Origin of the sequence: Bacteroides sp. AM44-19, assembly GCF_003603395.1 — a bacterium.
GTDB classification, from domain to species: domain Bacteria; phylum Bacteroidota; class Bacteroidia; order Bacteroidales; family Bacteroidaceae; genus Bacteroides; species Bacteroides uniformis.
In genome coordinates this window covers 861,968-886,666 of sequence record NZ_QTNB01000001.1, presented here as the reverse complement: position 1 = coordinate 886,666, position 24,699 = coordinate 861,968, and the positions used below count along the sequence as shown (strand labels likewise).

At 46.5% G+C, this 24,699-nt stretch carries 17 protein-coding genes; 10 read left to right on the top strand and 7 right to left on the bottom strand.

Annotation, left to right across the window (positions count from 1 at the left end; all coding sequences use genetic code 11):
• The first annotated feature begins 690 nt into the window (after positions 1-690).
• Positions 691-2,451, top strand: coding sequence for an AAA family ATPase (locus DW947_RS04075; protein ID WP_117963490.1), 1,761 nt, complete (start codon positions 691-693; stop codon positions 2,449-2,451).
• A gap of 171 nt (positions 2,452-2,622) precedes the next feature.
• Entirely contained in the window at positions 2,623-5,202 is a 2,580-nt protein-coding gene (locus DW947_RS04070) for an alpha-amylase family glycosyl hydrolase (protein WP_005835762.1), read from the top strand.
• Between the two features lie 12 nt (positions 5,203-5,214).
• Here the strand turns inward: DW947_RS04070 and DW947_RS04065 are convergent, their stop codons facing one another.
• Positions 5,215-6,198, bottom strand: a complete 984-nt coding sequence (locus DW947_RS04065) for a GNAT family N-acetyltransferase (protein ID WP_005835764.1) — start codon at positions 6,196-6,198, stop codon at positions 5,215-5,217.
• 93 nt (positions 6,199-6,291) lie between these two features.
• Here DW947_RS04065 and DW947_RS04060 point away from each other — a divergent pair, with 93 nt between their 5' ends.
• From DW947_RS04060 to DW947_RS04040, 5 genes are all read left to right on the top strand, one after another.
• Positions 6,292-6,828, top strand: coding sequence for a nitroreductase family protein (locus DW947_RS04060; protein ID WP_005826354.1), 537 nt, complete (start codon positions 6,292-6,294; stop codon positions 6,826-6,828).
• 2 nt (positions 6,829-6,830) lie between these two features.
• A complete protein-coding gene (locus DW947_RS04055; protein WP_005826356.1) occupies positions 6,831-7,166 on the top strand; it encodes a hypothetical protein in 336 nt (111 codons plus the stop codon).
• A gap of 4 nt (positions 7,167-7,170) precedes the next feature.
• On the top strand, positions 7,171-7,968 hold the full coding sequence (locus DW947_RS04050) for a Rossmann-like and DUF2520 domain-containing protein (RefSeq protein WP_035457873.1): 798 nt from the start codon (positions 7,171-7,173) through the stop codon (positions 7,966-7,968).
• A 79-nt stretch (positions 7,969-8,047) separates the two neighbouring features.
• The gene (locus tag DW947_RS04045; RefSeq protein WP_005826358.1) at positions 8,048-8,578 is read left to right on the top strand and encodes a KdsC family phosphatase; all 531 of its coding nucleotides are present in this window, start codon (positions 8,048-8,050) and stop codon (positions 8,576-8,578) included.
• Positions 8,579-8,651: 73 nt separating this feature from the next.
• Positions 8,652-9,233: a Maf-like protein gene (locus tag DW947_RS04040; protein ID WP_008663872.1), complete on the top strand. Its 582-nt coding sequence runs from the start codon at positions 8,652-8,654 to the stop codon at positions 9,231-9,233.
• Here DW947_RS04040 and DW947_RS04035 read toward each other — a convergent pair.
• From DW947_RS04035 to pheS, 6 genes are all read right to left on the bottom strand, one after another.
• Positions 9,230-11,422: a tetratricopeptide repeat protein gene (locus tag DW947_RS04035; RefSeq protein WP_057281761.1), complete on the bottom strand. Its 2,193-nt coding sequence runs from the start codon at positions 11,420-11,422 to the stop codon at positions 9,230-9,232. The two genes, DW947_RS04040 and DW947_RS04035, sit on opposite strands and share 4 nt — an antisense overlap.
• Positions 11,423-11,503: 81 nt before the next feature.
• On the bottom strand, positions 11,504-12,529 hold the full coding sequence (locus tag DW947_RS04030; protein ID WP_005826362.1) for a porin: 1,026 nt from the start codon (positions 12,527-12,529) through the stop codon (positions 11,504-11,506).
• A gap of 74 nt (positions 12,530-12,603) precedes the next feature.
• On the bottom strand, positions 12,604-13,863 hold the full coding sequence (locus DW947_RS04025) for a phosphoglycerate kinase (protein WP_085929901.1): 1,260 nt from the start codon (positions 13,861-13,863) through the stop codon (positions 12,604-12,606).
• A gap of 88 nt (positions 13,864-13,951) precedes the next feature.
• Positions 13,952-14,626, bottom strand: coding sequence for an endonuclease III (gene nth / locus DW947_RS04020; RefSeq protein WP_016273194.1), 675 nt, complete (start codon positions 14,624-14,626; stop codon positions 13,952-13,954).
• A complete protein-coding gene (locus tag DW947_RS04015; protein WP_117963489.1) occupies positions 14,623-15,819 on the bottom strand; it encodes an MFS transporter in 1,197 nt (398 codons plus the stop codon). The genes nth and DW947_RS04015 overlap by 4 nt, the downstream gene beginning before the upstream one ends.
• A gap of 106 nt (positions 15,820-15,925) precedes the next feature.
• Complete coding sequence (gene pheS, locus DW947_RS04010) at positions 15,926-16,960, bottom strand: phenylalanine--tRNA ligase subunit alpha (RefSeq protein ID WP_016273196.1); 1,035 nt, start codon at positions 16,958-16,960, stop codon at positions 15,926-15,928.
• A 356-nt stretch (positions 16,961-17,316) separates the two neighbouring features.
• Between pheS and DW947_RS04005 the strand changes: the two genes are divergently transcribed.
• Genes DW947_RS04005 through DW947_RS03995 form a run of 3 tightly spaced genes read left to right on the top strand, consistent with a single transcriptional unit; the run spans position 17,317 to position 24,653 of the window.
• Complete coding sequence (locus DW947_RS04005) at positions 17,317-19,959, top strand: zinc-dependent metalloprotease (protein WP_057281762.1); 2,643 nt, start codon at positions 17,317-17,319, stop codon at positions 19,957-19,959.
• Positions 19,960-20,002: 43 nt separating this feature from the next.
• Positions 20,003-23,296: a SusC/RagA family TonB-linked outer membrane protein gene (locus DW947_RS04000; protein WP_044467287.1), complete on the top strand. Its 3,294-nt coding sequence runs from the start codon at positions 20,003-20,005 to the stop codon at positions 23,294-23,296.
• A gap of 19 nt (positions 23,297-23,315) precedes the next feature.
• Positions 23,316-24,653: a RagB/SusD family nutrient uptake outer membrane protein gene (locus DW947_RS03995; RefSeq protein ID WP_005826376.1), complete on the top strand. Its 1,338-nt coding sequence runs from the start codon at positions 23,316-23,318 to the stop codon at positions 24,651-24,653.
• The last annotated feature ends 46 nt before the right edge of the window (positions 24,654-24,699 follow it).

Here is a 24,699-nt window from a genome sequence, read left to right as displayed (position 1 = left end):
ATAGGGCTTTTATTTAATTTTAAACGACACAAGGCTTACGGCTTTGGGTTAGTTCATAGGTTGTGGCTTTAGTCGCAATCGGGATGAATATTGTTTCTTTTTGTGAACTCAAAAAACGTAAGTGATTGATTTATAAAGTTAATAACAAATAAAAAGGTATTCAATTATTAGGAATACAACATAGAAAATATTTATGGTAAAAACTATAATGCGTCAGCCCTGTAGGCGTTTTTATCAAAGGAAAACGGTGCTGAAGCATAAGGATGCTTGCCTTGACGATGATGAACGCCAAGGGAGAGCAACCTCGCAACCATATTGAAGTTCCGCAAGTTGATTTGGTTCTGTTGTCATATCCGTGTTTCTTGATTCGTAATCCTTATCGTTTATTCTACAATCGGTCAAGCTAAACCGAGGAAAACCACGGCTCTTTCATTTAAGGGAGTCAGAAGGAGTTATCGGGAGTTAAAGGGAGTTGGAAGCCGGTAGTATCGTTATATATCAACAAGAGTATCGGCCTTTAACTCCCGATAACTCCTTCTAGCTCCCGACAACTCCTCTAAATGAAAGAGCCGTGGAGGAAAACTTGAAAAATCAGCAGCAATGCGCCTCTCTACAAGAACTTTTGCTATCTTTGTGTCGTTGATGCCAAAAGTGGCTGATTGAATAGAAAAAACAACAGGAGGACAGCAGATGGACCCATTGAAATACATAGTACCCGGCAGAAAGAGACTTCCCTACGGCATGATGAACTTCGCGGATATCCGCCAAGACAATTATTATTATGTGGACAAGACCCGCTTCATCCCCATGATAGAGGAGGCGGACCGCTTCTTCTTCTTCATCCGTCCGCGCCGCTTCGGCAAGAGCCTCACGCTGAATATGCTGCAACACTACTACGACGTGCGCACCCGCGACAAGTTCGAAGCCCTTTTCGGTGACCTGTACATCGGGCAACACCCCACGCCGAGCCGCAATAGCTATCTGGTGCTCTATCTCAACTTCTCGGGCATCAGCGGCGAGCTGAACGACTACCGCAAGGGGCTGGACGCGCATTGCGGCATTACTTTCGAGAACTTCTGCAAGATATACGCCGACCTCCTTCCGGAAGATACTCTGGAAGGGCTACGTGCGGTGAGCGGAGCCGTGGATCAGTTGGATTTCCTTTATCAGGCTTGCGCACGTGCCGGACAGGATATGTATCTCTTCATCGACGAGTACGACCACTTCACCAACGCCATCCTTTCCAGTCCCGAAAGCCTGCACCGCTATACGGATGAGACGCATGGCGAAGGCTATCTGCGCTCTTTTTTCAACAAGGTGAAAGCAGGAACTTATTCCAGCATCAAGCGTTGCTTCATTACCGGCGTAAGCCCCGTGACGATGGACGACCTGACCAGCGGTTTCAACATCGGCACCAACTACTCCCTCGCGCCGAAGTTCAACCAGATGATGGGATTCACCGAGGAGGAGGTGCGCGGAATGTTGGCCTATTATTCAGCAAACAGCCCCTTCCACCACAGCGTGGACGAGTTGATAGAGATGATGAAACCGTGGTACGACAACTACTGCTTCGCGCAGGAATGCTACGGTGAAACCACGATGTACAACTCCAATATGGTGCTTTACTTCGTCAAGAACTACATTGATGATGGCAAAGCACCACGCAACATGATAGAGAGCAACATCCGCATTGACTACGAGAAACTGCGTATGCTCATCCGCAAGGACAAGGAGTTTGCCCACGATGCTTCCGTCATACAGACTCTCGTGAGTCAAGGCTTCATCACCGGTGAACTGAAAGACAGCTTCCCTGCCGTCAGCATCACCAATCCCGACAACTTCATCAGTCTGCTCTACTACTTCGGAATGCTCACCATCAGCGGCACGTATAAGGGAAAGGCAAGGCTCACCATCCCCAACATGGTGGTGCAGGAACAGCTCTATACCTATCTGCTGAATACTTACGACGATGCCGACCTGAGTTTCAGCAGTTACGAAAAGAGCGAACTTTCCTCGGCTCTGGCTTACGACGGCGACTGGCAATCCTACTTCGGCTACATTGCCGACTGCCTGCACCGCTATGCCTCGCAGCGCGACAAGCAGAAAGGCGAGTCCTTCGTCCACGGCTTCACCCTTGCCATGACTGCGCAGAACCGTTTCTACCGTCCCGTCTCCGAGCAGGACACGCAGGAAGGTTATGTAGATATTTTCCTCTGCCCGATGCTGGAAATCTACTCCGACATGAAGCACAGCTACATCGTAGAACTGAAATATGCCAAGTATAAGGATTCCGAAACCCGTGTGGAGGAACTTCGCCGGGAAGCCATCGCCCAGGCCGACCGCTATGCCGATACGGAAACGGTGAAGCGTGGCATCGGCGCCACCCGGTTGCATAAGATTGTGGTGGTGTATAAAGGTATGGAAATGCGTATCTGCGAGGAAGTAGGTTGATTGGCTACAAAAGTTTGTCATTCAGCTTTCATAAAACATGGTGGTACGGGAACATTTGCTTGCCATGCAAACGTTTCCGTAAGCTTGCTGCTACTTTTCTCTTGCGTTAATCGGTTTGCCCTTTCTTTTCCGGCTATATTTGTGAAGTGATAACTTTGAATACTTCATATTATGAAAATTATCAATCAACGTAAGATTTCTGTTTTATGGCATTTAATATGCTTCAGTTTAGTGCTGGCATTCACGGCATGTAGTGACGATAAAGAGGAGTTACAGGAGTATTTGACCCCTGCTTCTGGTAGTGAATCAATCTTTGAGCAAGGTTTTAGCTTTGGTGAAGCTGCTTCTTCGCAAAGCGTCAGTTTTGAGGCCGGGCAGCAGTGGACAGCCGAGCTGAGTGGTGAAGATACCGGTTGGTGCAACATCAGTCCGGCAAAAGGTACGTCCGGGAAAGCTACGATTATGGTTTCTGTCGGCAAGAATGAGACAGGGAAAGCGCGGACGGCACAATTGAATATTGTATCCGGTTCGAAGAAGAAAGAAATATCTGTCACTCAGGCTGCCAATGCGATTGTAGCTCCGGATGGTTTGAGTTTTACACCGGCAGCACCGGATGCCGACCAGTCCCTTGTAATTACTTTTAAAGCGGATGCAAAGTCTGCTCTCTATGGGCATAAAGGAGATGTGTATGTGCATATTGGTGTGGTCAGTGAAGGAACTTGGCTGTTCGTTCCGGCAGAGTGGACGGAAAACAAGGATAAATGTAAGATGACTTCAACCGAAGCCAACGTATGGAGCATTACGCTGAGCCCGAATATCCGGGAATGGTTTGGAAGCGGGAAGACACCGGTGAACCGGCTCGGAATAGTGATTCGCAGTGCAGACGGCAATAAGAAAGGGATAGAATCGGATTCCTTTGTTGAGGTGACCGACACAAAATATGAAGGTTTTGTTCCTGGTGAAATTAAAACTGCAGCAGTGCCGGCCGGTATGGTCGAGGGTATCAATGTAGTGGATAATTCTACGGTGACACTGGTACTTTATGACAAAGATGCGAATGGGAATCATAAGGACTTTGCCCATGTAGTGGGCGACTTCAATAACTGGACATTGGGCAATGACGAAAAATCGCAGATGTATCGTGATGATGCTTCCGGATGTTGGTGGATTACGTTGGCGGGGCTGGATGCTGGCAAAGAGTATGCTTTCCAATATTATGTAGGTACGAAGGCGGGTGAAGTGGTTCGCCTGGCTGATGCCTATACGGAAAAGATTCTTGATCCTGATAATGATAAATATATTCCGGCTTCTACCTATAACGAAAGTATGGCTTATCCTGAGGGAGGAGTAGGAATCGTTTCGACCTTCAAGATACAGAAAGACAGTTATAACTGGAAGGTCAATGACTTTAAAATAGCAAATCCTGAGCAATTGGTGATATACGAATTGCATCTACGTGACTTTACCGCCTCCAGCGACATCAATGGTGCAATGGGCAAGCTTTCTTATCTGAAGGCTATGGGAGTCAATGCCATCGAACTGATGCCGGTGCAGGAGTTTGACGGAAACGACAGTTGGGGGTATAATCCTTGCTTCTTTTTTGCGATGGATAAGGCTTATGGCACAAAGGCCATGTATAAGCAGTTTATTGACGCTTGCCATGAGGCGGGTATGGCAGTTATTCTGGATGTGGTCTATAATCACGCTACAGGAAACAATCCGCTGGCTAAACTTTATTGGGATGGTGATAAGACTGCAAAGAATAATCCATATTTCAATGTGGAAGCACCTCATCCTTATAGTGTGTTCCATGACTTCAATCATGAAAGCCCGTTAGTGCGTAAGTTTGTGAAGCGCAATCTGCAATTCTTGTTGAAGGAATATAAGGTGGATGGGTTCCGCTTTGACCTGACGAAAGGATTCACACAGACTTCTTGTACTGAAAGCACGGCATCCAATTACGATGCAAGTCGCATTGCTATCCTAAAGGATTATAATGCTGCCATCAAGGAAGTGAAAGAGGGCTCTTATGTTATCCTGGAGCATTTCTGTGATTCAAAGGAAGAAAATGAACTGGCTGCAGATGGCATGCACTTATGGCGCAACCTGAATAATGCCTATTGTCAGTCGGCTATGGGATATGCTAAAAATAGTTCTTTTAGCAGCCTTTATGAGAAAACACCTGCATGGGTAGGTTTTATGGAAAGTCATGATGAAGAACGCGCAGCTTACAAACAGTCGCAATGGGGTGAAGGTATACTGAAAACCGACCTTGATGCTCGCATGAATCAGTTGGCGCTGAACACTACATTCTTCCTTACTGTTCCAGGTCCTAAGATGGTTTGGCAATTTGGAGAGATGGGATATGACATTTCCATTGAGGAGAATGGACGTACGGGCAGGAAACCGTTGCATTGGGAGTATCTGGAGAATACTAACCGCAAGGAGCTGCACGATGTTTATGCGGATTTAATGAAATTGCGTAACGCCCATCCGGAATTGTTCGATTCAAGTGCCATCTTGACATGGAAGGTCGGAGTTTCTGATTGGGACAACGGTCGTTCATTGTTGGTAGAAAGTGTAACGGGCAAGCAGCTGGTTGTTATGGGCAACTTTACGCATAATGCGGTTGATGTAGCTTTCCCGGCAACAGCTGGTAACTGGACCAATTATTTTACCGGAAAGAGTGAAACAATAAATACACAGGTTAATGTACCGGCTCATGGATATGTAGTCTACACTAATTTCTAATTTCGGTAAAAATCATTCATACATCTTTATCAGCACCCGATTCAGCCAGTTCCAACGGAAACGGAACCAGCGTCGGGTGCTGCTTTGTTTTCCCCCGAAGCGGAGAACGAACTCACGGTAGCCATGCCTGCGGAAGGGAAGTCCCACGTCCATGAACTCTAAGTGGCGGTATCCGCGTTGTTTGGCATCATCCAGTGCTTTCCATACGGCAAGAATCCCCGGATATTGCAGGGCATAAGTCTTGCGCATGCCACCAGAGAACCATAGATAGGCGCTATCATCTGAATAAATGCATGCGCTGCCACCGATAATCTTCTCCTTATAAGTGACGATGAAGATTTTGCTTTGCTGCCCTTTTGTCAACTGGTTTTCGAGATGCTGAAAGAACTTGATGCTGGGGAAGTGGCGCCGTATCTTGGAAGAATATACGTGGCGCAACATCTGGGCAAAACAGAGAATCTCCTCTTTGGTACGTGCTTCCCGCACTTGGGCGCCGTTTTTGAGCCCTTTCTTTATTTGCCGGATACGTGACGGGCTGAAACGCTCTTCCACCTTTTCGACGCTGTGCAGCGAGTTGCGCACCCGCAGCCAATTGATGGCGATGTATTGGTTGTCCCGGAAAGATTTGTATCCGAACATGGCATTTTCCAGGTTGCGGAACTCGATGAGAAAAGAATCGCGCAATGCTTCATTGGTAAGCCTTTGCAGCATGTCACTGAAGATAATCTCTTTGTCTGCCTCGTTATTGAAATATTCTCCCGTACCGTACACCTCACATCTTTTGATGATGCCGGGTGGAAACATGCGGACACTTTTACGTATGGCGGCAAGCAGTTTCGCAACGGGCTTGTCATCTTCGGATGCCACAATGAGTATGGGGGTATACCCCGGAGTTGCCTCGTAGATTCGGAACAACTCTGTGGAATGGAAGGTGTTGGTGCCTGGCAGGTCAGGAACCTTGCTCCCACGGTAATATGTAGTGAGTTTGAGGGGCATGGCCTGCAAATTTAAAAAATAATCTCGTATCTTTGCAAAAATTATTGTTAATGTGTCGATGTGCACATTAGCATATTAGCACATAAAATCATTATGGAAAGTTTCAGTGAATTGATAAAAGCACGCCGCAGCATGCGGAAGTTTACAGAAGAAGAATTGACACAAGAACAAGTCGTCACTTTGATGAAAGCTGCTTTGATGGCACCCACGTCGAAGCGTAGCAATGCATGGCAGTTCATAGTGGTGGACGAGAAGGATAAATTGAAGGAATTGTCCTATTGCAAGGAGCAGGCATCGCAGTTCATTGCCGATGCGGCACTGGCTGTAGTGGTTGTTGCCGACCCGCTGGCAAGCGATGTGTGGATAGAAGATGCCTCCATTGCTTCCATCTACCTGCAACTTCAGGCCGAAGATATGGGGCTGGGAAGCTGCTGGGTGCAGGTGCGCGAACGTTTTACGGCTTCCGGTATGCCTTCCGGCGAGTATGTGCACGAGGTGTTGGATATTCCTTTGCAGTTGCAGGTGCTTAGTGTTATTGCTATCGGCCATAAGGGGATGGAGCGCAAGCCTTTCAACGAAGACAATCTGCAGTGGGAAAAGATACATATCAATAAGTACGGAGGAAAGTAACAGTGAGTGCAGCAAAAGCAAACAATAACCGTGATACATATAAGGCCACTGCCATCACACTGATTGTATTCGGCATTCTTTACTTGGTGGACAAATTGGTGCATTTTTCTGCAATCGGCTTGCCGTGGGTGATGAATAAGGATAATTTTCTATTGTATACCGCAGTGATTTTTCTGCTGTTCAAGCATGACAAGTCAGTGGGATTGGTATTGATAGGTTTGTGGCTGATATTGAACTTCGGGTTGATAACTGCCTTACTCGGTACGATGTCCGCTTATCTGCTGCCGTTGGCGTTGCTGGCATTAGGGGCTATTCTGTATTGGTTGGCAACAAGATAAGCGTATGGCAGGAAGAAGTATAGAAGATATGTCCATTGCCTTTATCGGTGCCGGAAATCTGGCTACTAATCTGGCAAAGGCTCTTTATCGGAAAGGGTTTCGTATTGTGCAGGTCTACAGCCGTACAAAAGAATCGGCGCAGGAATTGGCACAGACGGTGGAAGCTGCATATACCACGGAGCTGCAGGCGGTTACGAAGGAGGCGCAGCTTTATATCGTTTCGCTGAAGGACGCGGCTTTTGTAGAATTATTACCCCAGATTGTTTCTGGAAAGGAGAATGCTTTATGGGTGCATACAGCCGGCAGTATTCCTATGAATATTTGGCAGGGGCATGTTGCGCGTTATGGAGTGCTTTATCCGATGCAGACTTTCAGTAAGCAGCGTGAAGTGGATTTTGGACAGATACCGTGTTTTGTGGAAAGCAACTCGGAAGAGGATGTGCAGCTTCTGAAGGACATTGCTTCCGCCCTATCGGAAAAAGTGTATGAAGCAAGTTCTGAGCAGCGCAAGAGTTTGCATCTGGCGGCTGTGTTTACGTGCAATTTTACCAATCACATGTATGTGTTGGCTGCTGAACTGCTGAAAAAGTACGGGTTGCCGTTCGAGGCAATGCTCCCCTTGATAGACGAGACGGCCCGCAAGGTGCATGAGCTGGAACCGCTTGCCGCACAGACAGGACCGGCTGTGCGCTATGATGAGAATGTCATTGACGAGCATCTGCGGATGCTTGCCGATGAGCCGCAAATGCTGGAACTATATCGGGAGATTAGCGAGAATATACATCGGTTGGCAATAAGATAACCGGATGCCGATGCTTGCCTCTTTTGAACTAATGTTTTGCTGTATATAGGTATATTATAATGAACAAGAAAAAAGTGCAATGAGTACCATAAACTATGATTTGAAAAAGATAAAAGCCCTTGTTTTTGATGTGGACGGTGTGCTGAGTGCCAATGTTATCCCTATGAGTTCGGAGGGTGAACCTCTGCGTACGGTCAACATAAAGGATGGTTATTCCCTGCATTTGGCTGCTAAGCAAGGTGTGTTGCTGGGTATAATTACGGGTGGACGTACAGAAGCAGTCCGCAAGCGTTTTACCTCTTTAGGTTTTGAGGATGGAAATATCTATATGGGTTCTTCTGTTAAAATCCATGATTACCATGACTTCCGTGACCGTCATGGCTTGAAGGACGAGGAAATATTGTATGTAGGTGATGATATTCCCGATTTAGAGGTGATGCGTGAGTGTGGTTTGCCATGTTGTCCTAAGGATGCTGTGCCTGAGGTAAAGGCTGTGGCTCGCTATATTTCGTATGCAGAAGGCGGTTATGGCTGTGGTCGCGACATTGTGGAACAGGTATTGAAAGTGCAAGGGCTTTGGATGGCAGATGAAAAAGCTTTTGGTTGGTAGGATGGCAGGCAAATTAATAATTAAAAATTAATAATTAAAGTGAGGCGGCTCGCTTTTGTAATATAGTAGGCTGATGTTGGATAATCTGAAGAAATATAAGGTGATTCTTGCCTCTAACTCTCCGCGAAGGAAAGAATTGCTGGCTGGTTTGGGAGTGGAATATGAAGTAAGAACTTTGCCCGATGTGGACGAGTCTTATCCCGAAACGTTGCGGGGAGCGGATATTCCTCTCTACATATCCAGGGAAAAGGCAGATGCCTACCGTGATATGATGCATCCGGACGAATTGATGATTACAGCAGATACCATTGTCTGGCTGGATGGACAAGTTCTCGGAAAACCCAAGAATAGGGAAGAAGCTATGCAGATGTTGCGCGACATGTCCGGACGTACCCATGAAGTGTTTACCGGTGTATGCATCACTACCACTGAGTGGCAACGCAGTTTTGCGGCGGCAACAGAAGTGCGTTTTGCCAAACTGAACGAAGAGGAAATTGCCTATTATGTGGACAAATACCACCCCATGGATAAAGCCGGAGCTTATGGTGTACAAGAGTGGATTGGATTCATCGGGGTGGAAAACATATCCGGGAGTTACTATAATATAATGGGGCTCCCCGTACAGAGGCTGTACAGGGAGTTGTTGGAGGTCTAAACCAGATCCATCATTAGAGGGATATCTTTTTCACTGATTCCTTGTCTGACAAGTGTTTCTTTGTCTTTACCGAACATTTCTCTAAAAATCTCCTGCCCGCCATATTCCAAAGCTGCTTTACTGTAAAGTTCTGCAGCTTTTTCTATTTTGCCCGTTCTCCAAGCAACATGTCCGGCATTGAGATAGTCTGCCGCGAGTGGTTTGGAGGCGAGTATCTTTTCGTAATACTTCATTGCTTGCTCATACTTGCCGTTGACAAACGAACACCAGCCTATAGCACGCCATGCTTTGATACAATTGCTTTCGATGAAATCAAGCTTGAAGAAATATTGCAGAGCCTCTTCATATCTTTCCAGTTCGGCAAGGCAGCTTCCGGCGTAGAAAAGGACATTATGGCTTTCCGGCTGGATTGCCTCCACTTTCTTATAGTATTCCAGTGCAGAGGCAAAGTCCCTTATCTGCCGGTAGCACGTAGCGAGATGGCGGATTGTCCAGACATGGTCGGGCTTTAGTACATCGGCTTTCAGGTAGGCGTCTATCGCTTCCTTATACCTCTTTTCCTTTTGCAGGCAATAGCCAGCCTTTTGGAAAATGTCTGCATTTGCATGGTTCAAGGCTATCAATTCCTTATAAAGCTCCAATGCTTCTGCCGGGTGTTCTTTGCGGAAGTGGAAGTCGGCGATGGTAATCAGCAGCTCGGGTTTGCACAGAATCTCTTTGAGTGCCGGGATACGGTGCAGGGCAATCTCCTCCTTGAAGATGTCACGGAACTCGTGTCTGCATTGGCTTAACTTGAAGAAACGGTATAAGTCGTGGACATACTGGTTGCTGATGACATCCGGTCGTTCGGCATACTGCCGCAAAGCGGAGGATTTGCTTTCGTCCATGAGTGCATCCAGATCCTGAGAAGTCATCTGGCTGAGCATCATCGTACGCTGTGACTGTGGTATATGTGCCATTGTAAAGCAAAGGGAATACTTGTCACTATTGCAGAAGAAACCGGATTGGAGGATAAGGGAGAGGATGGCATTGTCTCCGGTAGGCTTGAATCCGAATTCCTTGATGATGCTGGAGTGATGCATGTCGAACGGATAGAACCAGTTGTACGGTTCCTTAAAGAACGGATAAGTCTTGAGTTGTGCAAACGTACTCATATAGACGTCAGCGCCTTCCAGCTGTAATTCGTTCATCTCCCGTATCTTGTCTCCCAGTCCGGAACTTTCAAAAGCTTTCTCCCAATCCGGATTAAGATCGTTTTCCTCAGGGTTCTCTTCAAAACCGAACTTCATGTTACGCATGATGTTCACATTCCTCATCATCTCCGGAATGATTTCTTCACGCATCTTTTTGTCTATTTTTTCCGTTTCCTGGCTACGGAGTAGCTCGATGTAAATACGGTTCAGTTGCTTGCCGAAACTGCTGTCTTCGTTGAGCAGGGAAAGGCGGGCTGTCAATTCGGGATAAAGCGACAGACGGGTGGGATGAAAAAGAAGTGCGAAAGCGATACCTACCAACGCCCGTTGGTTTACTTGCGTATTTGCATGCGTTACGGCGTCCAGCAACCATGAGAATTTGCGGGTATCGAAGCATTCCATCAGACTGAGCATGACGGCACTGGTGAACAGGCACAAATCATTGACGGGAAGCATTTCTGATTCCAGTAATCCTTTGGCTTGCTGTTCGTCTTCTGCAGACCAGTCACTGTTACTCCATGTGGAAAGGAAAAGAACCTGGGCGGTTTGTTCGTGCCGTTGCAGTACGGCGTCCATGCCTTGGTTATCCGGCATCAGCTGACAAACGGCCAGGTCATCAGGGAAAGATTCCAATACCTTCTGCAGTGCGGCAATATTGTATTCTTTGGGGAGGCGTTCCCGGTTATTGCGCAGGGAATGGTAATAGTGCGTGGAAACTCCGTCAAGGAGAGACAGACGTGCCTGGTCAGCGACTTCCCAAGTTTCGGTCAGAATCTGGCGATATAGTTTCTGTCGTTCAGGATCGTCGATTCCCTGGCGCATGTATTGCAGCATGTACTGATAGGATGTCTGAGCTTGTTCCAAGCGGTTGCGGAGTGTCCAGTCACCGCTGTTCCAAAGAAAGGCTTCCAGTTGGGATTGTGCTTCCTTCAGCCGTTGCTGCTTGAGTAGAGTAACGATATGCTGATATTGTTCTTGTATGGCTTGTTCGTTCATAAATCAGTCTCTTTTTGGGTATGTATCTTATAAAACTACAAAAAGGATGCCAAAAAGTTCATAAATTTCCATTTCCCCAGCTCAGAAACGAACTTGCAACTGTGCTTGAAGCAGGTTTGAGTTTTCTCCTTTATGGCGGTTACAGTATGTATACTGGGCTTGCAGACGGCATTTGGGATAGAACCAATACTGTACACCTGCTACATAATTGGTCTGTTTATCGGAAATAGTTTTATTTTTGTTGAAATAGTCATAAGAGGCTATTACGTCAAATTTGGGAAGCACATGGGCAGATACGGTTGCATAGTAACCGTCACTTTTAACGTGTCCGTCTTTTCCGGCCAAGTATTCTGTACGTACATCTACGGATTTTGTTTTGATGGTGGCACCTGCCGACCAGCGGTTTCGGGTGTAATTCTCTCCTATGGCTATGTCTGGATTAATGGAAGAAACGGCTACGGCGCATCCTTTCCCTTTAACAAAGGAACCGCCGACGGACAACCATTTCAATGGATGTACCATAAGGCTGCCTACAATATCTTTCTGATTGTTTTTATCTTTTAGGTTGATGCCTTGTCCGTTCATGATGGCAAGGTTATAAGTCATCAAAGAGTCGAACAAGTCTCCATAAATTAACAATCCCATATCACGACCGCTTGCAGAGCCATACAACGGATCACTGCCATTGATACCGGCCAGGTAATTGACGGCTTGAGAATAACAGTTTATTAATTCGACAAAGCAGGGAGACATCGGGTTCTCAATGGTATACATGGTTTTGAACTGTCCGATACGTGCTGTGAGTTGAGGGAGAAAGCGGTATTCCGTGTAGGCTTCCAGAATTTTTCCGGTATTGGCAAAGCTGTACATGAAGTAAGCCGACCATTTATCGGTGATTTTACCGCGCGCCATAAAGATAACTCTCTTTATATCGAAAGTATTGCTGGTACCTTCGCCCGCATCATCGTATGTATATCCCACTTGGGCATAGCCGGAGAGTGAAATGCGGTCTTTTAAAGTGTTGACTACATCATTCAGACAAGCATCTTGTGCTTTCAGGATGCATGTGGCTGATAAAAGGATGCAGGATAGTAGAATTCGTCTCATTATAGGGATGGATAGTAGTAAAAAAGGCAACCCTTTTTTCAAAGAGCTGCCTTTGGGTGTTATTTTGCTTGTTTTTATTCGTTGATAGCAGCGATACCCGGAAGGATTTTTCCTTCGATTGCTTCAAGCAATGCACCGCCACCGGTAGATACGTAAGACACGCCGCTTGCCAAGCCGAACTTGTTGACACAAGCTACAGAGTCACCGCCACCTACGAGTGAGAAAGCACCGTTCTTGGTAGCTTCTACGATAGCTTCGCCTACAGCGCGTGAACCGTGAGTGAAGTTCTCGAATTCGAATACACCCGTCGGACCGTTCCAAAGGATAGTCTTGGAGTTCTTGATGACATCTGCAAAGATCTTTTCAGTCTCAGGACCGATATCAAGACCTTCCCAGCCATCAGGAATTTCGTCAACCGGGCAGAACTTGGTGTTGGCATCGTTGGAGAAAGAATCGGCAATCTTGGCATCAACAGCCAAAACAAGGTTTACGCCTTTTTCTTTTGCTTTCTTCACCAGGTCAAGAGCCAAATCCAGTTTGTCATCTTCGCAGATAGAAATACCGATTTTGCCGCCCATGGCTTTGGTGAAAGTATAAGTCATACCGCCGGCAATAATCAGGTTGTCTACCTTGTTCAGCAGGTTTTCAATGATTTCAATCTTGGAAGAAACTTTGGAACCACCCATGATGGCAGTAAACGGACGTTGGATATCGTTCAAAACTTTATCAACAGCCTTTACTTCTTTTTCCATCAGGTAACCGAACATTTTGTTGTCCTTGTCGAAATATTTAGCGATCAATGCAGTAGAAGCGTGTGCACGGTGAGCGGTACCGAAAGCGTCGTTTACATAGCAATCTGCATAAGAAGCCAATTTCTTGGTGAATTCTTTCTGGCTTTCCTTAACAGCAGCTTTGGCAGCCTTCTTTTCTTCGTCTGTAGCATCTTCAGCCAAACCGCGGGGTTTGCCTTCCTCTTCAGCGTAGAAACGGAGGTTCTCGAGCAACAACACTTCACCCGGTTGCAGAGCAGCAGCCTTTACGGCAGCTTCTTCGCCCATACAGTCGTTAGCAAATTGCACCTCAACACCCAACAACTCTTCGAGATGCTTCAGAATGTGCTTCAAGGAGAACTTGTCAGCCGGGCCTTTCGGACGACCGAGGTGAGAACCGATAATTACACTACCGCCATCGGCCAAAATCTTCTTCAATGTAGGAAGAGCGGCACGCATACGGGTATCATCTGTAATGTTGAAGTTTTCGTCCAAGGGTACGTTGAAGTCCACACGAACGAATGCCTTTTTTCCGGCAAAGTTAAATTGATCAATTGTCATAATACTCTATTTTATTTAAAAGTGTTACTAATTTCTTTTTAGTGAGCGCAAAGTTAGCATTTATTTCTTTTTTTTGCTATGAAACCGTTGTTTATTCTTTGTCTTTGCCGCTCTCTTTGCTAACTTTATATTTCTGGCAGTAATATTTGCACATTAATTGCAAACCGCAGGTATCACATTGTGGAGTACGTGCCTGGCATACATAGCGACCGTGCAGGATAAGCCAGTGGTGAGCTATGGGGATGTCTGTTTCCGGTATATGTTTTACCAATTCTTTTTCGACACTGAACGGGGTTGTACATTTATCTGATACGAGACCCAGGCGATGGCTGACGCGGAACACGTGTGTGTCTACTGCCATAGCCGCTTTATTGAAAACAACGGATTGGATGACATTGGCTGTTTTGCGGCCTACGCCGGGCAGTTTTACCAGTTCTTCAAGGCTATCGGGGACCTCACTTTTAAAGTCTTTCACCAGCATTTGGGCCATGCCTACAAGGTGCTTGGCCTTGTTGTTGGGATAGGACACGCTGCGGATATACTCGTATACCACGTCGGGAGTAGTAGCGGCGAGTGCTTCGGGAGTAGGGAAGTCCCGGTAAAGGGCAGGGGTAATCATATTGACGCGTTTGTCCGTACATTGTGCAGAGAGAATAACTGCTATCAACAGCTCGAACGGATTGTCATAATGCAACTCTGTTTCGGCTACGGGAACGTTCTCCCTAAACCAAGCAAGGATTTTTTCATAACGCTCTTTCTTTCTCATCTTAATTTGTTTTTATGATAGTGAGGAGATACTTTCAGATTGAAATAGAAGATGGAGATAACCGTGAGGCAGGCTCCGAAAAAATATGCCATATCGAATGAGGTAATCTGTGCGATATAACCTCCTGCTGTCAGACCTATACCAATGCCTACATCCCATGAAGTCAGGTAGGTAGAGGTGGCTGTTCCGCGCTGGTTGTTGGGGGCCAGGTTTACGAACAGCGTATTGAAGGCGGGGAACATCGTCCCGAAGCCTACTCCCAATAGGAGGGCAACCATAAAAAACAATATGTTTGTCAGTTTCGGGACGGTCTTCATCAGTAGTCCGCAAGCGGACAATATGAAGAAACAGCTACATACCAGATATAGTCCTAAAGTTATGACTTGGGTGATACGTCCTTTATCCACTTGTTTGCCGGAGAACATACGGGACACTGCCATGCCGACGGCCATAAAAGTAAAAAACAATCCGGAATTCAAGGTAATTCCTATTTCTTTGGCATACATGGCTACGTAAGTGCTTGTCATGCCATATGGTATGGAGAGCAATAGCAGTGCGATTCCTGCCGGGATACCTTTCAGCAGCACAAAGCGGTCCAATGAGATAGGTTCTCGTTTGACTGGTTGTTTGGGTGGGGTCTTGACGAGGCATGCGGCAACAAAACCGATAGTTCCTGATATGAGCGAGCAGGCAAAAATCGTTTCAAAGGAATATATGTCATGCATGAAAAGACCAATCATCGGGCCGAAGCTCATGGCTGTATTGTTCATCAGTCCATAATATCCTACGGCTTCACCGCGACGGGACGAAGGGGTAATGTCAATCACAATTGTATTTCCCGCTACGGTCACCATTCCAAATGCAAGGCCGTGGACAACCCGCAACATGATGAATAAAGATAGGACTCCCGCTAACATGTAACCTGCGAAAATGGTGATAAAGATGAAATATGCCACCAGATAAAGAGGCTTGCGGGCCAGTGTGTCGAGCAGGTATCCCGAAAATGGGCGTATGCAGAGCGAGGCAATGGTGTAGCATGACAAGATGACACCTACTGCTGCATTTCCGGTATGGAATACCTCAGTTAGGTAGAATGGAAGAACCGGTAGTATCAGATAAAAGGCAAAATACAAAAGGAAATTGGCAGCCAGGATAAGGCAATAGCCGGAGGTTACAAGTTTGTCTTTTGCCATAGCGAAAAATAGTGGTTAGCGATGAGTGGTTAGTGATGGGTGATTAATGATATGCTGAAAATGCGCAACTTATTAATCACTAATCACTAACCGTTATTCACTATATTTAGTAAGCGCTCTCGAATTCTTTCAAGAAGCGTGTGTCATTTTCAGAGAACATACGAAGGTCTTTCACTTGGTATTTTAAGTTGGTGATGCGTTCGATACCCATACCCAGGGCATATCCGCTATACACTTTGCTGTCTATTCCGTTCAGCTCCAATACATTCGGATCTACCATACCGCATCCCAAAATTTCTACCCAACCCGTGTGCTTGCAGAAGGGGCAGCCCTTGCCGCCGCAGATGTTGCAGCTGATGTCCATTTCGGCACTTGGCTCGGTGAAGGGGAAGTAGGAAGGACGCAGACGAATCTTGGTGTCACTGCCGAACATCTCTTGCGCAAAGAGCAATAAAGCCTGCTTCAGGTCGGTGAAAGATACATTGCGGTCTACGTACAAGGCTTCTACCTGATGGAAGAATGCGTGTGCGCGGTAGCTGATGGCCTCATTACGGTATACACGTCCCGGACAAAGTACGCGGATAGGAGGCTGCGTGGTCTCCATAACACGGCTTTGCACGCTGGATGTGTGTGTGCGAAGAATGATGCTGTGCGATACGTTTTCTGTATCATTTTCGATGAAGAATGTATCCTGCATGTCGCGTGCCGGATGGTCTTCGGCAAAATTCATGGAGGAGAATACGTGCCAGTCGTCTTCCATTTCCGGTCCGTCGGCGATGTTGAATCCCATACGGGCAAATATATCGATGATTTCGTTTCTCACGATGGAAAGCGGATGGCGGGTTCCTAATTCTACCGGGTAGGCTGAACGGGTCAAGTCAATATCGTCACAGCCGGTATCCTGGCTTTCGAATTGTTCCTTCAAGGCGGCAATCTTTTCTTGTGCTTTGTTTTTCAGTTCGTTCAAGCGCATTCCCACCTCTTTTTTCTGTTCGGCGGCTACATTGCGGAAATCTGCCATTAAGTCATTGATGGCTCCTTTTTTACTGAGGTATTTGATGCGGAGTGCCTCTAATTCCTCGGCGTTAGCGGCTTTCAGCGCCTCTACTTCCTGCAGAAGCTGATTGATTTTAGCTATCATATCGTTGTTATCTTATTTATTTTCTAAGTTAAAAACGGTGCAAAGATACAATATTATCATTGTTTTGCCGCCAATTGGGGAAGATTATTTGGTGTCAGTGGTACAAAATTTCATGTGAAGAAGAAATGATAGAGGATGGGAGAAAAAATGATATATATGTAAAAGTCTTCATATTGTTTATGGAAAAAACATAAATGAGCGTTGTTTAGTGACTTTTAAAATATACTTTTCGTATCTTTGCGCCCCGTTTACCGTTCTATGGAGGTAGAACAAACTGGCGGTTGGTATTTATTAACATACGTCAAAGAGAGAGAGTTAACGGAGTAATTGTTGCATTAAAGTTAGAGTTTGAATTGATGAAATTGAAGACAATCCTGCCAGTCGTGGCAGTTGCGGGAGTACTCATGTGTGAGCCTGCCGTATTGTTGCATGCCGGTACATCTGATTTTGCTTCTCCCGAAGCTATGGGATGGTTCCGTAAGAAAAAGAAGAGTGAAACCAAGGACAGCGTTCAATCCAAGAGCGACTACGAGAAATTGACAGGTTCCGGTGCTATTGCCCGCAAGGGAATGTTCAATGTTTACCAGAAGAAGAGCGATTATTACTTTGAAGTGCCGGCAAGGCTGCTGGGACGTGATATGCTGGTAGTAAATAAATTACAGCGTGTTCCTTCCGAACTGAATGAGGCAGGTGTGAACCGTGGTACGAATTACGAAAATCAGATGGTGCGTTTTGAATTGGACAAGGCTGCCAACAAGCTGTTGGTACGTCAGAGCCGTCCTCTTCCGTTGGCGCCGGATGAGGATGCCATACGGCAGTCCGTACTGGATAATTATATTTCTCCGCTGATAGCCGGTTTCAAGATTGAGGCATTCAATAATGACTCTACCATGATAGTGGTCAAGGTCAACGATATTTATGATGGTACAGAGACGAGTATCAATAATGTCTTTACGAATATCAACCTGGGGACTTCGGTCATCAAGAATCTCTCCCGCATTTTATCTATCAAAGCTTTTGAGAACAATGTGGTAGCCACTTCCGAGTTGACAACTAAGGTGACCGAGGGAACAACGACTGTGTTTGTTACGGTCGAAGTCAGTTCCTCTCTGTTGCTGTTGCCGGAGAAACCTATGATGGGACGTCTGGATAGTCCGCGCGTAGGTTACTTTACCAATCCGTTGTTGAATTACAGTGACGGTCAGCAGCGTGTAGACAAGAAACCCTTCATCACCCGCTGGCGTCTGGAACCGAAACCGGAAGACCGGGAGCGTTACCTTCGCGGTGAATTGGTGGAACCGGCCAAGCCGATTGTGTTCTACATCGAGAACTCCACTCCCCGTCGTTGGCGGAAATATATCAAGCAGGGAATCGAGGATTGGCAGGCTGCTTTTGAACGTGCCGGATTCAAGAATGCTATCATAGCCAAGGAACTGACGGACAGCATGAATGTGGATAAGGATGACGTGAACTACTCCGTGCTGACCTACGCCGCCTCCACCAAAGCCAATGCCATGGGCCCCTCTATCCTCGACCCCCGTTCGGGCGAGATATTGGAAGCGGACATCATGTGGTGGCATAATGTGCTGGGCATGCTCCAGGAATGGATTACAGTGCAAACCGGTGTCGTACGTCCCGAAGCAAGAGGAGTAAGGCTGCCGGATGAGCTGATGGGTGATGCCATGCGTTTTGTGGCATGCCACGAGGTGGGGCACTCGTTGGGCTTGCGCCACAATATGATTGCTTCCTGGACTTTTCCGACAGATTCCCTGCGTTCCAAAACATTTACGGATCGTATGAATACCACTTCCTCCTCTATCATGGACTATGCACGTTTCAACTATGTGGCACAGCCGGGTGACGGTGTTACGGCGCTTTCTCCCCATATCGGTCCGTATGATATGTTTGCCATAGAATACGGCTATCGTTGGTATGGTAAAGAAACCCCAGAGGCAGAGAAGGACTTGCTTGCCGACTTCCTGAGCCGTCATACAGACCGTTTATATAAATATAGTGAGGCGCAGGATGTACGTGATGCCGTAGACCCGCGTGCGCAGAATGAAGATTTGGGCGATGATGCTGTCCGCTCATCTCTGCTGGGTATTGAGAACTTGAAGCGTATTGTTCCTCAAATCATCCAATGGACTACTACTGGCGAGAAAGGACAGACTTATGAAGAAGCTTCCCGCCTATACTATGCGGTTATCAACCAATGGAACAATTACCTCTATCATGTATTGGCAAACATCGGTGGTATCTATATAGAAAACACCGTTGTGGGCGACGGACAGAAAACCTATACTTTCGTAGAAAAAGAAAAGCAGCAAGCCGCCCTGAAGTTTCTGCTGGACGAAGTGCTGACCTATCCCAAATGGCTGTTCGACACGGAAGTTGGAGAGTACACTTACTTGCTGCGCAACACTCCACTGGGCGTAGTGGAGAATGCACCGACACAAGTGTTGAAGAATGCCCAATCCTATATCCTTTGGGATTTGCTGGGCAACAACCGCCTGATGCGTATGTTGGAGAACGAATCGGTGAACGGCAAAAAGGCTTTCACGGTGGTAGAGCTGATGGATGGCCTGCATCGCAACATCTTTACCACTACGGAACGCGGTGCCTTGCCGGACGTCATGACACGCGCCTTGCAGAAGAACTTCGTAGATGCACTGATTACAGCAGCTGCCGAAAGCGAAGGAGTGAAAATAAACAAAAAACTGATGGACAACCACTTCTTGCTGGACCATCAGACTGCCCTTTGCAGCTGTGACGAGCATGCCGGTAAGACTTTGGATGCCGACCGTATGGGTGCACACCGCGAACTGAACTTCTACGGTTCGCAGATAAACCGCGTATCTGATGTCATCTCCGTGAAGCGTGGTGAGTTGCTTCGCATCAAAGAATTGCTCCAAAATCGTCTGGGTGCATCGGATATAGCCACTAAATATCATTATAAGGATTTGATTTTGCGTATCAATACTGCATTAGGAGTAAAGTGATTTTTCTTTTCAATAGAGTATTAATTAATTTTATATGTAACGCATGAAAAAACGTGTATTAATCGTTTTGCTATGCTTTGTAGGAGCTTTGTCATCTGCTTTTGCTGCAGAGAAAAAAGTCCAGGGCGTAGTAATATCTTCAGAGGATAACCTACCGCTTATCGGTGCTTCCGTTTATGTGACTGCGGAAGACTTGAAAAAGGCGGGGAGTGCTCAGACTACAATGGGGGTCATCACTGATGTGGATGGTCAGTTCTCTATCGCTATACCTGCGGGGATAACCCGTTTCTTTTGTAGCTACGTGGGATATGACGTATTGGAAGTGAAGCTTGTTCCGGGAAAGGAACATTATGAAATAACACTTCATGCATCTTCCCAAATGCTCGATGCCGTTGTTGTGACGGGTTACCAGACAGTGGAGCGCCGCAAGCTGACGGCAGCGGTATCCAAACTGGATATATCGGACGAGACCATCGGTGCAGTAAAAAGTATCGACCAGGCACTTGCCGGACAAATTGCCGGACTTTCTGTCAGCCCGACTTCCGGTGCTCCGGGTGCTCCGGCAAAGATACGCATTCGCGGTACTGCTTCATTGAATGGTACACAAGACCCTTTGTGGGTGCTGGACGGCATTCCTTTGGAGGGAACGGATGTTCCCGAACCGGATGAGCTGAATGACATCACCAACATGAAGCAATCTTCCATTGCAGGCCTGAATCCGGCAGATATTGAGAATATCACCATCCTGAAGGATGCGGCAGCCACTGCCATCTATGGTGCGAGGGCAGCCAATGGCGTCATTGTGATTACAACAAAGAAGGGTAAGGTCGGTAAACCGGTTATCAATTTCTCGTCCCGGTTTACCTATACTCCTACATTGAGCCTTGACCGGTTGAACTTGCTGAACTCAGCGGAGAAAGTAGGATTGGAAATGGATATGATCCGTAATAACTATTCTCCGGACAATCATAAAGGAGGCGTATATAATATTCTTTCCAATTACAATGAGTTGTCTGCTTTTCAGAATGGAGGATGGGATGCCTTGAGCAGTGATACACAAGCTGCCATCAACCGTTTGAAGAGTGTTAATACAAACTGGGGAGATATCCTTTTCCGCGATGCTTTCAGCCAGGAATATAACTTGAGCCTTTCCGGCGGTACGGAAAGGGTTACGTATTATACCTCTTTCGGCTATTATAAAGAGGATGGAAATGTGGACGGTGTGGGTATGGACCGTTTCAACTTGGTAGGAAAGACTTCCTATAAGGTGAACAGTATACTGAAAGTGGGTGCCTCCATGTTTGCCAACCGTCGCAAAAATACCAATTATCTGACAGATGCATACGGTATGTCGAATCCCGTGTTCTATTCACGCAAGGCTAATCCGTATTTTGAACTTTATGACAAGAATGGCAACTATAATTACGACTACGATATTCAGAACAACACTGATAAGGATTTAGGATTCAACATCTTTGAAGAACGGCAGAACACGTCTAATGAAAGCGTGGTGAATTCTTTTTCATCTATATTTGATGCGGAGTTACGGTTCAATGACAAGTGGAAGCTGACTTCCCAGTTTGGCTATCAGTTGGAAAAAACTTCCAGAGAAGAAATAGCGGACTGGGAAAGCTATGCCATGCGCTATTACTATAAGTTGAGCGAATACTCCCAAGGTGGAGAAACCAAACACTTTCTGCCCGAAGGAGGTATGCAGAAGTCTTATGAAAACTCCAATTCACAGATTACTTGGAAGGCGATGGGAGAATATCGCGACAGCTTCAATGATATTCATGAACTGGAAGTGATGGCGGGTACCGAGCTGCGCAAGACCTGGTATGAAACCTTGTTCTCGGCAGGGTATGGCTTCGACCGCAAGACGTTGACGACCAAACCGGTGATTTTCCCCAACGAAAGTTACGCCACGTCTTTCCCGCTCCATCAGACGACGTATAAGGAGAATGCTTATGTATCTTTCTACTCTACGGCCTCCTACTCTTTATTGAATCGCTACACGGTGGGAGGAAGTATCCGTTTTGACGGTTCCGATCTTTTCGGTGTGGATAAGAAGTACCGCTATCTTCCTCTTTATTCTGTCAGTGCCTTGTGGCGTCTGTCGCAAGAACCGTTTATGCAGCAGGCCAAGTGGGTGGATAACCTGGTGTTCCGTGCATCTTACGGTCTGCAGGGAAATATTGACAAGAATACTTCTCCGTTCCTGCTGGGTACATATCGGTCGGAGAGTATTTTGCCCGGAGTATCGGAAGATGTAATTATCATTAATTCCGCTCCCAACAAGAAGTTGCGTTGGGAAAAGACGCAGTCTGTCAATGCCGGCTTTGATTTTTCTGTATTGAACCAGGCTATCAATCTGAGCGTGGACTATTATTACCGTAAGGGTACCGATTTGATAGCTTTGCGCATGCTTCCTCTGGAGACGGGCTTTACTTCAATGAACGTCAACTGGGCAAGTATGGAGAACAAAGGTGTGGAAATCAGCTTGTCTACCCGTAACATAACGACAAAAAACTTCTCCTGGTACACAAATTTCAATTTTGCCTATAACGGTAATAAGGTATTGCAGGAAAACATACCGGAGCAGCAGACCACTCCGGGACGTGAAGGCTATCCTGTAGGGGCAATTTTCGCACTGAAGACTGCGGGAGTGAATAAGGAAACCGGTAATATGATGTTCTATAATCCGGAGGGAGAGAAAGTGACCTTGAAGGAGCTTTACCGCCTGAAGGACGAGTGGGGGATAGGTATTGCCTCTTCCGATGTAACTGCAGCCGAAGAGAGAACCTTTTATTCGTATATCGGGAGTAGCGATGCTCCTTATACGGGAGGTTTGATTAATACCTTCAGCTATAAAAACTGGGAGCTGAATGTCAATTTCTCTTTGACGTTTGGCGGGTATGTACGTACGCAACCCTCTTATGACATCATCAATCCGGATTATGGCAAGAACTATAATGCGGATGTGCTGAACCGCTGGACTCCGGAAAACCCGAATGCGGAGCTTCCGGCATTTATGCTGAGTGCTTCCAACCCGGAAGAGTACTCCTGGTATGATTCTAAAACCATCTGGAGAGATTTGGATATCTGGGTGAAGAAGCTGAACTACGTACGTTTGCAGAATCTGCGTCTGGGTTACCGTATCCCTGAGCTCCTGACAAAGCGTTTGGGAATGAACTCGGCAACGGTATCTGTTGAAGGACGCAATCTCTTCGTGTTTGGTTCGGGATATAATAATTACATGGATCCGGAGTCGATGTACAATCCTTATGCAACTCCCGTACCCAAGTCGGTTACATTCAGTTTGAACTTGAATTTCTAACTTCAAAAGCAGAAAGAAAATGAAGAAAACAATAAGTCTGATGATAATGGCCTGCATGCTTCTGCTTGCGGCATGCGACAACTATCTGGATATACAGCCTACCGGTAGTGTCATTCCCAATTCTTTGGCTGAGTATAGAGCGTTGCTTGCCCGTTCTTATAAGGACGTGAGTAAATTCAGTGACCGGGGAATGGCTTGTTTCCGTTCCGACGAGATGCAGGTTCGGGATAATGAATATGACCAAAATTATTATATGGATATAGAGCGCTGGAACGACCTTGCTCCCAATGCCTATACCTCATCGTTTGAATGGGCCAAGTATTACAATGTGCTTTTTATTGCCAATCACGTTATTGAGAGCAGAAGTGATATTAAGGAAGGCACTGAGGAAGAGATAAATCAGCTTGTAGGAGAAGCGTATATGCTCCGTGCTTATGTACATTTCTTATTGGTAAATCTTTATGGACAGCCCTATACTAAGGAGGGAGCTTTGGATACCAAATCGGTACCGCTGAAATTGGATACGGATTTAGAGAAAGTCCTGAAACGCAATACGGTGGAAGAAGTTTATACTTCCATCCAAGCAGATATTGACGAGGCACGCAAACTGGTCATGAAGGCAGAATGGGAACAGAGATATTCATATCGTTTCAATGCGGCTTCGGTAGAGGCGTTTCAATCACGCGTATCCCTTTATAAGGGCGAGTGGCAGGCGGCTTGGGATGCTGCTGAGGCAGTGCTTGCCGTGAAGTCTGTATTGGTAGATTTGAATGATGCCGCTGCAACTCTTCCTAACAGTTATAATTCCGTGGAAAATATTACTCCACTGGAGACACCTCTGAGCAGTACAATCAATGGGGCTGCTCTGGCTACTCCGGTTTTTCTCTCCCTTTATGCTGAGAACGACCTTCGGCTGGACAAATATTTTGCTGAAACGGATGAAAAAGGTTTCCGGAAGAATAAGAAGGCGGGAAGCAATAACTACTTGTGTACTTTCCGTGTGGGTGAAATATATCTGACGGCTGCTGAGGCTGCTGCCCGACTTGGAGAACTGTCTCAAGCACGTACTCGCCTGCTGGAACTGATGCGGAAACGTTATGCACCGGAGGCCTACGAAGCGAAATCCGTTGTTGTCAATGCCATGGATAAGGAAGCGTTGGTACAGGAAATATTAGATGAACGTGCCCGTGAACTTGCTTTTGAAGGACATCGCTGGTTTGACCTTCGTCGTTCCACCCGTCCGCGTTTGGAGAAAGTGCTTGATGGTACGCGTTATGTACTCGAAGAGAATGATGCCCGCTATACATTGGCCATTCCGAAAGAAGCCATAGAAGCCAATCCGGGATTGCTGAACTGATAAAGATAAAACTCCCCGATTCTGTATTGACGAGAATCGGGGAGTT

Coding starts and splice junctions, on each gene's coding strand:
- DW947_RS04075 (WP_117963490.1), top strand. CDS start 691: ATGGACCCATTGAAATACATAGTACCCGGCAGAAAGAGACTTCCCTAC.
- DW947_RS04070 (WP_005835762.1), top strand. CDS start 2,623: ATGAAAATTATCAATCAACGTAAGATTTCTGTTTTATGGCATTTAATA.
- DW947_RS04065 (WP_005835764.1), bottom strand. CDS start 6,198: ATGCCCCTCAAACTCACTACATATTACCGTGGGAGCAAGGTTCCTGAC.
- DW947_RS04060 (WP_005826354.1), top strand. CDS start 6,292: ATGGAAAGTTTCAGTGAATTGATAAAAGCACGCCGCAGCATGCGGAAG.
- DW947_RS04050 (WP_035457873.1), top strand. CDS start 7,171: ATGGCAGGAAGAAGTATAGAAGATATGTCCATTGCCTTTATCGGTGCC.
- DW947_RS04045 (WP_005826358.1), top strand. CDS start 8,048: ATGAGTACCATAAACTATGATTTGAAAAAGATAAAAGCCCTTGTTTTT.
- DW947_RS04040 (WP_008663872.1), top strand. CDS start 8,652: ATGTTGGATAATCTGAAGAAATATAAGGTGATTCTTGCCTCTAACTCT.
- DW947_RS04035 (WP_057281761.1), bottom strand. CDS start 11,422: ATGAACGAACAAGCCATACAAGAACAATATCAGCATATCGTTACTCTA.
- DW947_RS04030 (WP_005826362.1), bottom strand. CDS start 12,529: ATGAGACGAATTCTACTATCCTGCATCCTTTTATCAGCCACATGCATC.
- nth (WP_016273194.1), bottom strand. CDS start 14,626: ATGAGAAAGAAAGAGCGTTATGAAAAAATCCTTGCTTGGTTTAGGGAG.
- DW947_RS04015 (WP_117963489.1), bottom strand. CDS start 15,819: ATGGCAAAAGACAAACTTGTAACCTCCGGCTATTGCCTTATCCTGGCT.
- pheS (WP_016273196.1), bottom strand. CDS start 16,960: ATGATAGCTAAAATCAATCAGCTTCTGCAGGAAGTAGAGGCGCTGAAA.
- DW947_RS04005 (WP_057281762.1), top strand. CDS start 17,317: ATGAAATTGAAGACAATCCTGCCAGTCGTGGCAGTTGCGGGAGTACTC.
- DW947_RS04000 (WP_044467287.1), top strand. CDS start 20,003: ATGAAAAAACGTGTATTAATCGTTTTGCTATGCTTTGTAGGAGCTTTG.
- DW947_RS03995 (WP_005826376.1), top strand. CDS start 23,316: ATGAAGAAAACAATAAGTCTGATGATAATGGCCTGCATGCTTCTGCTT.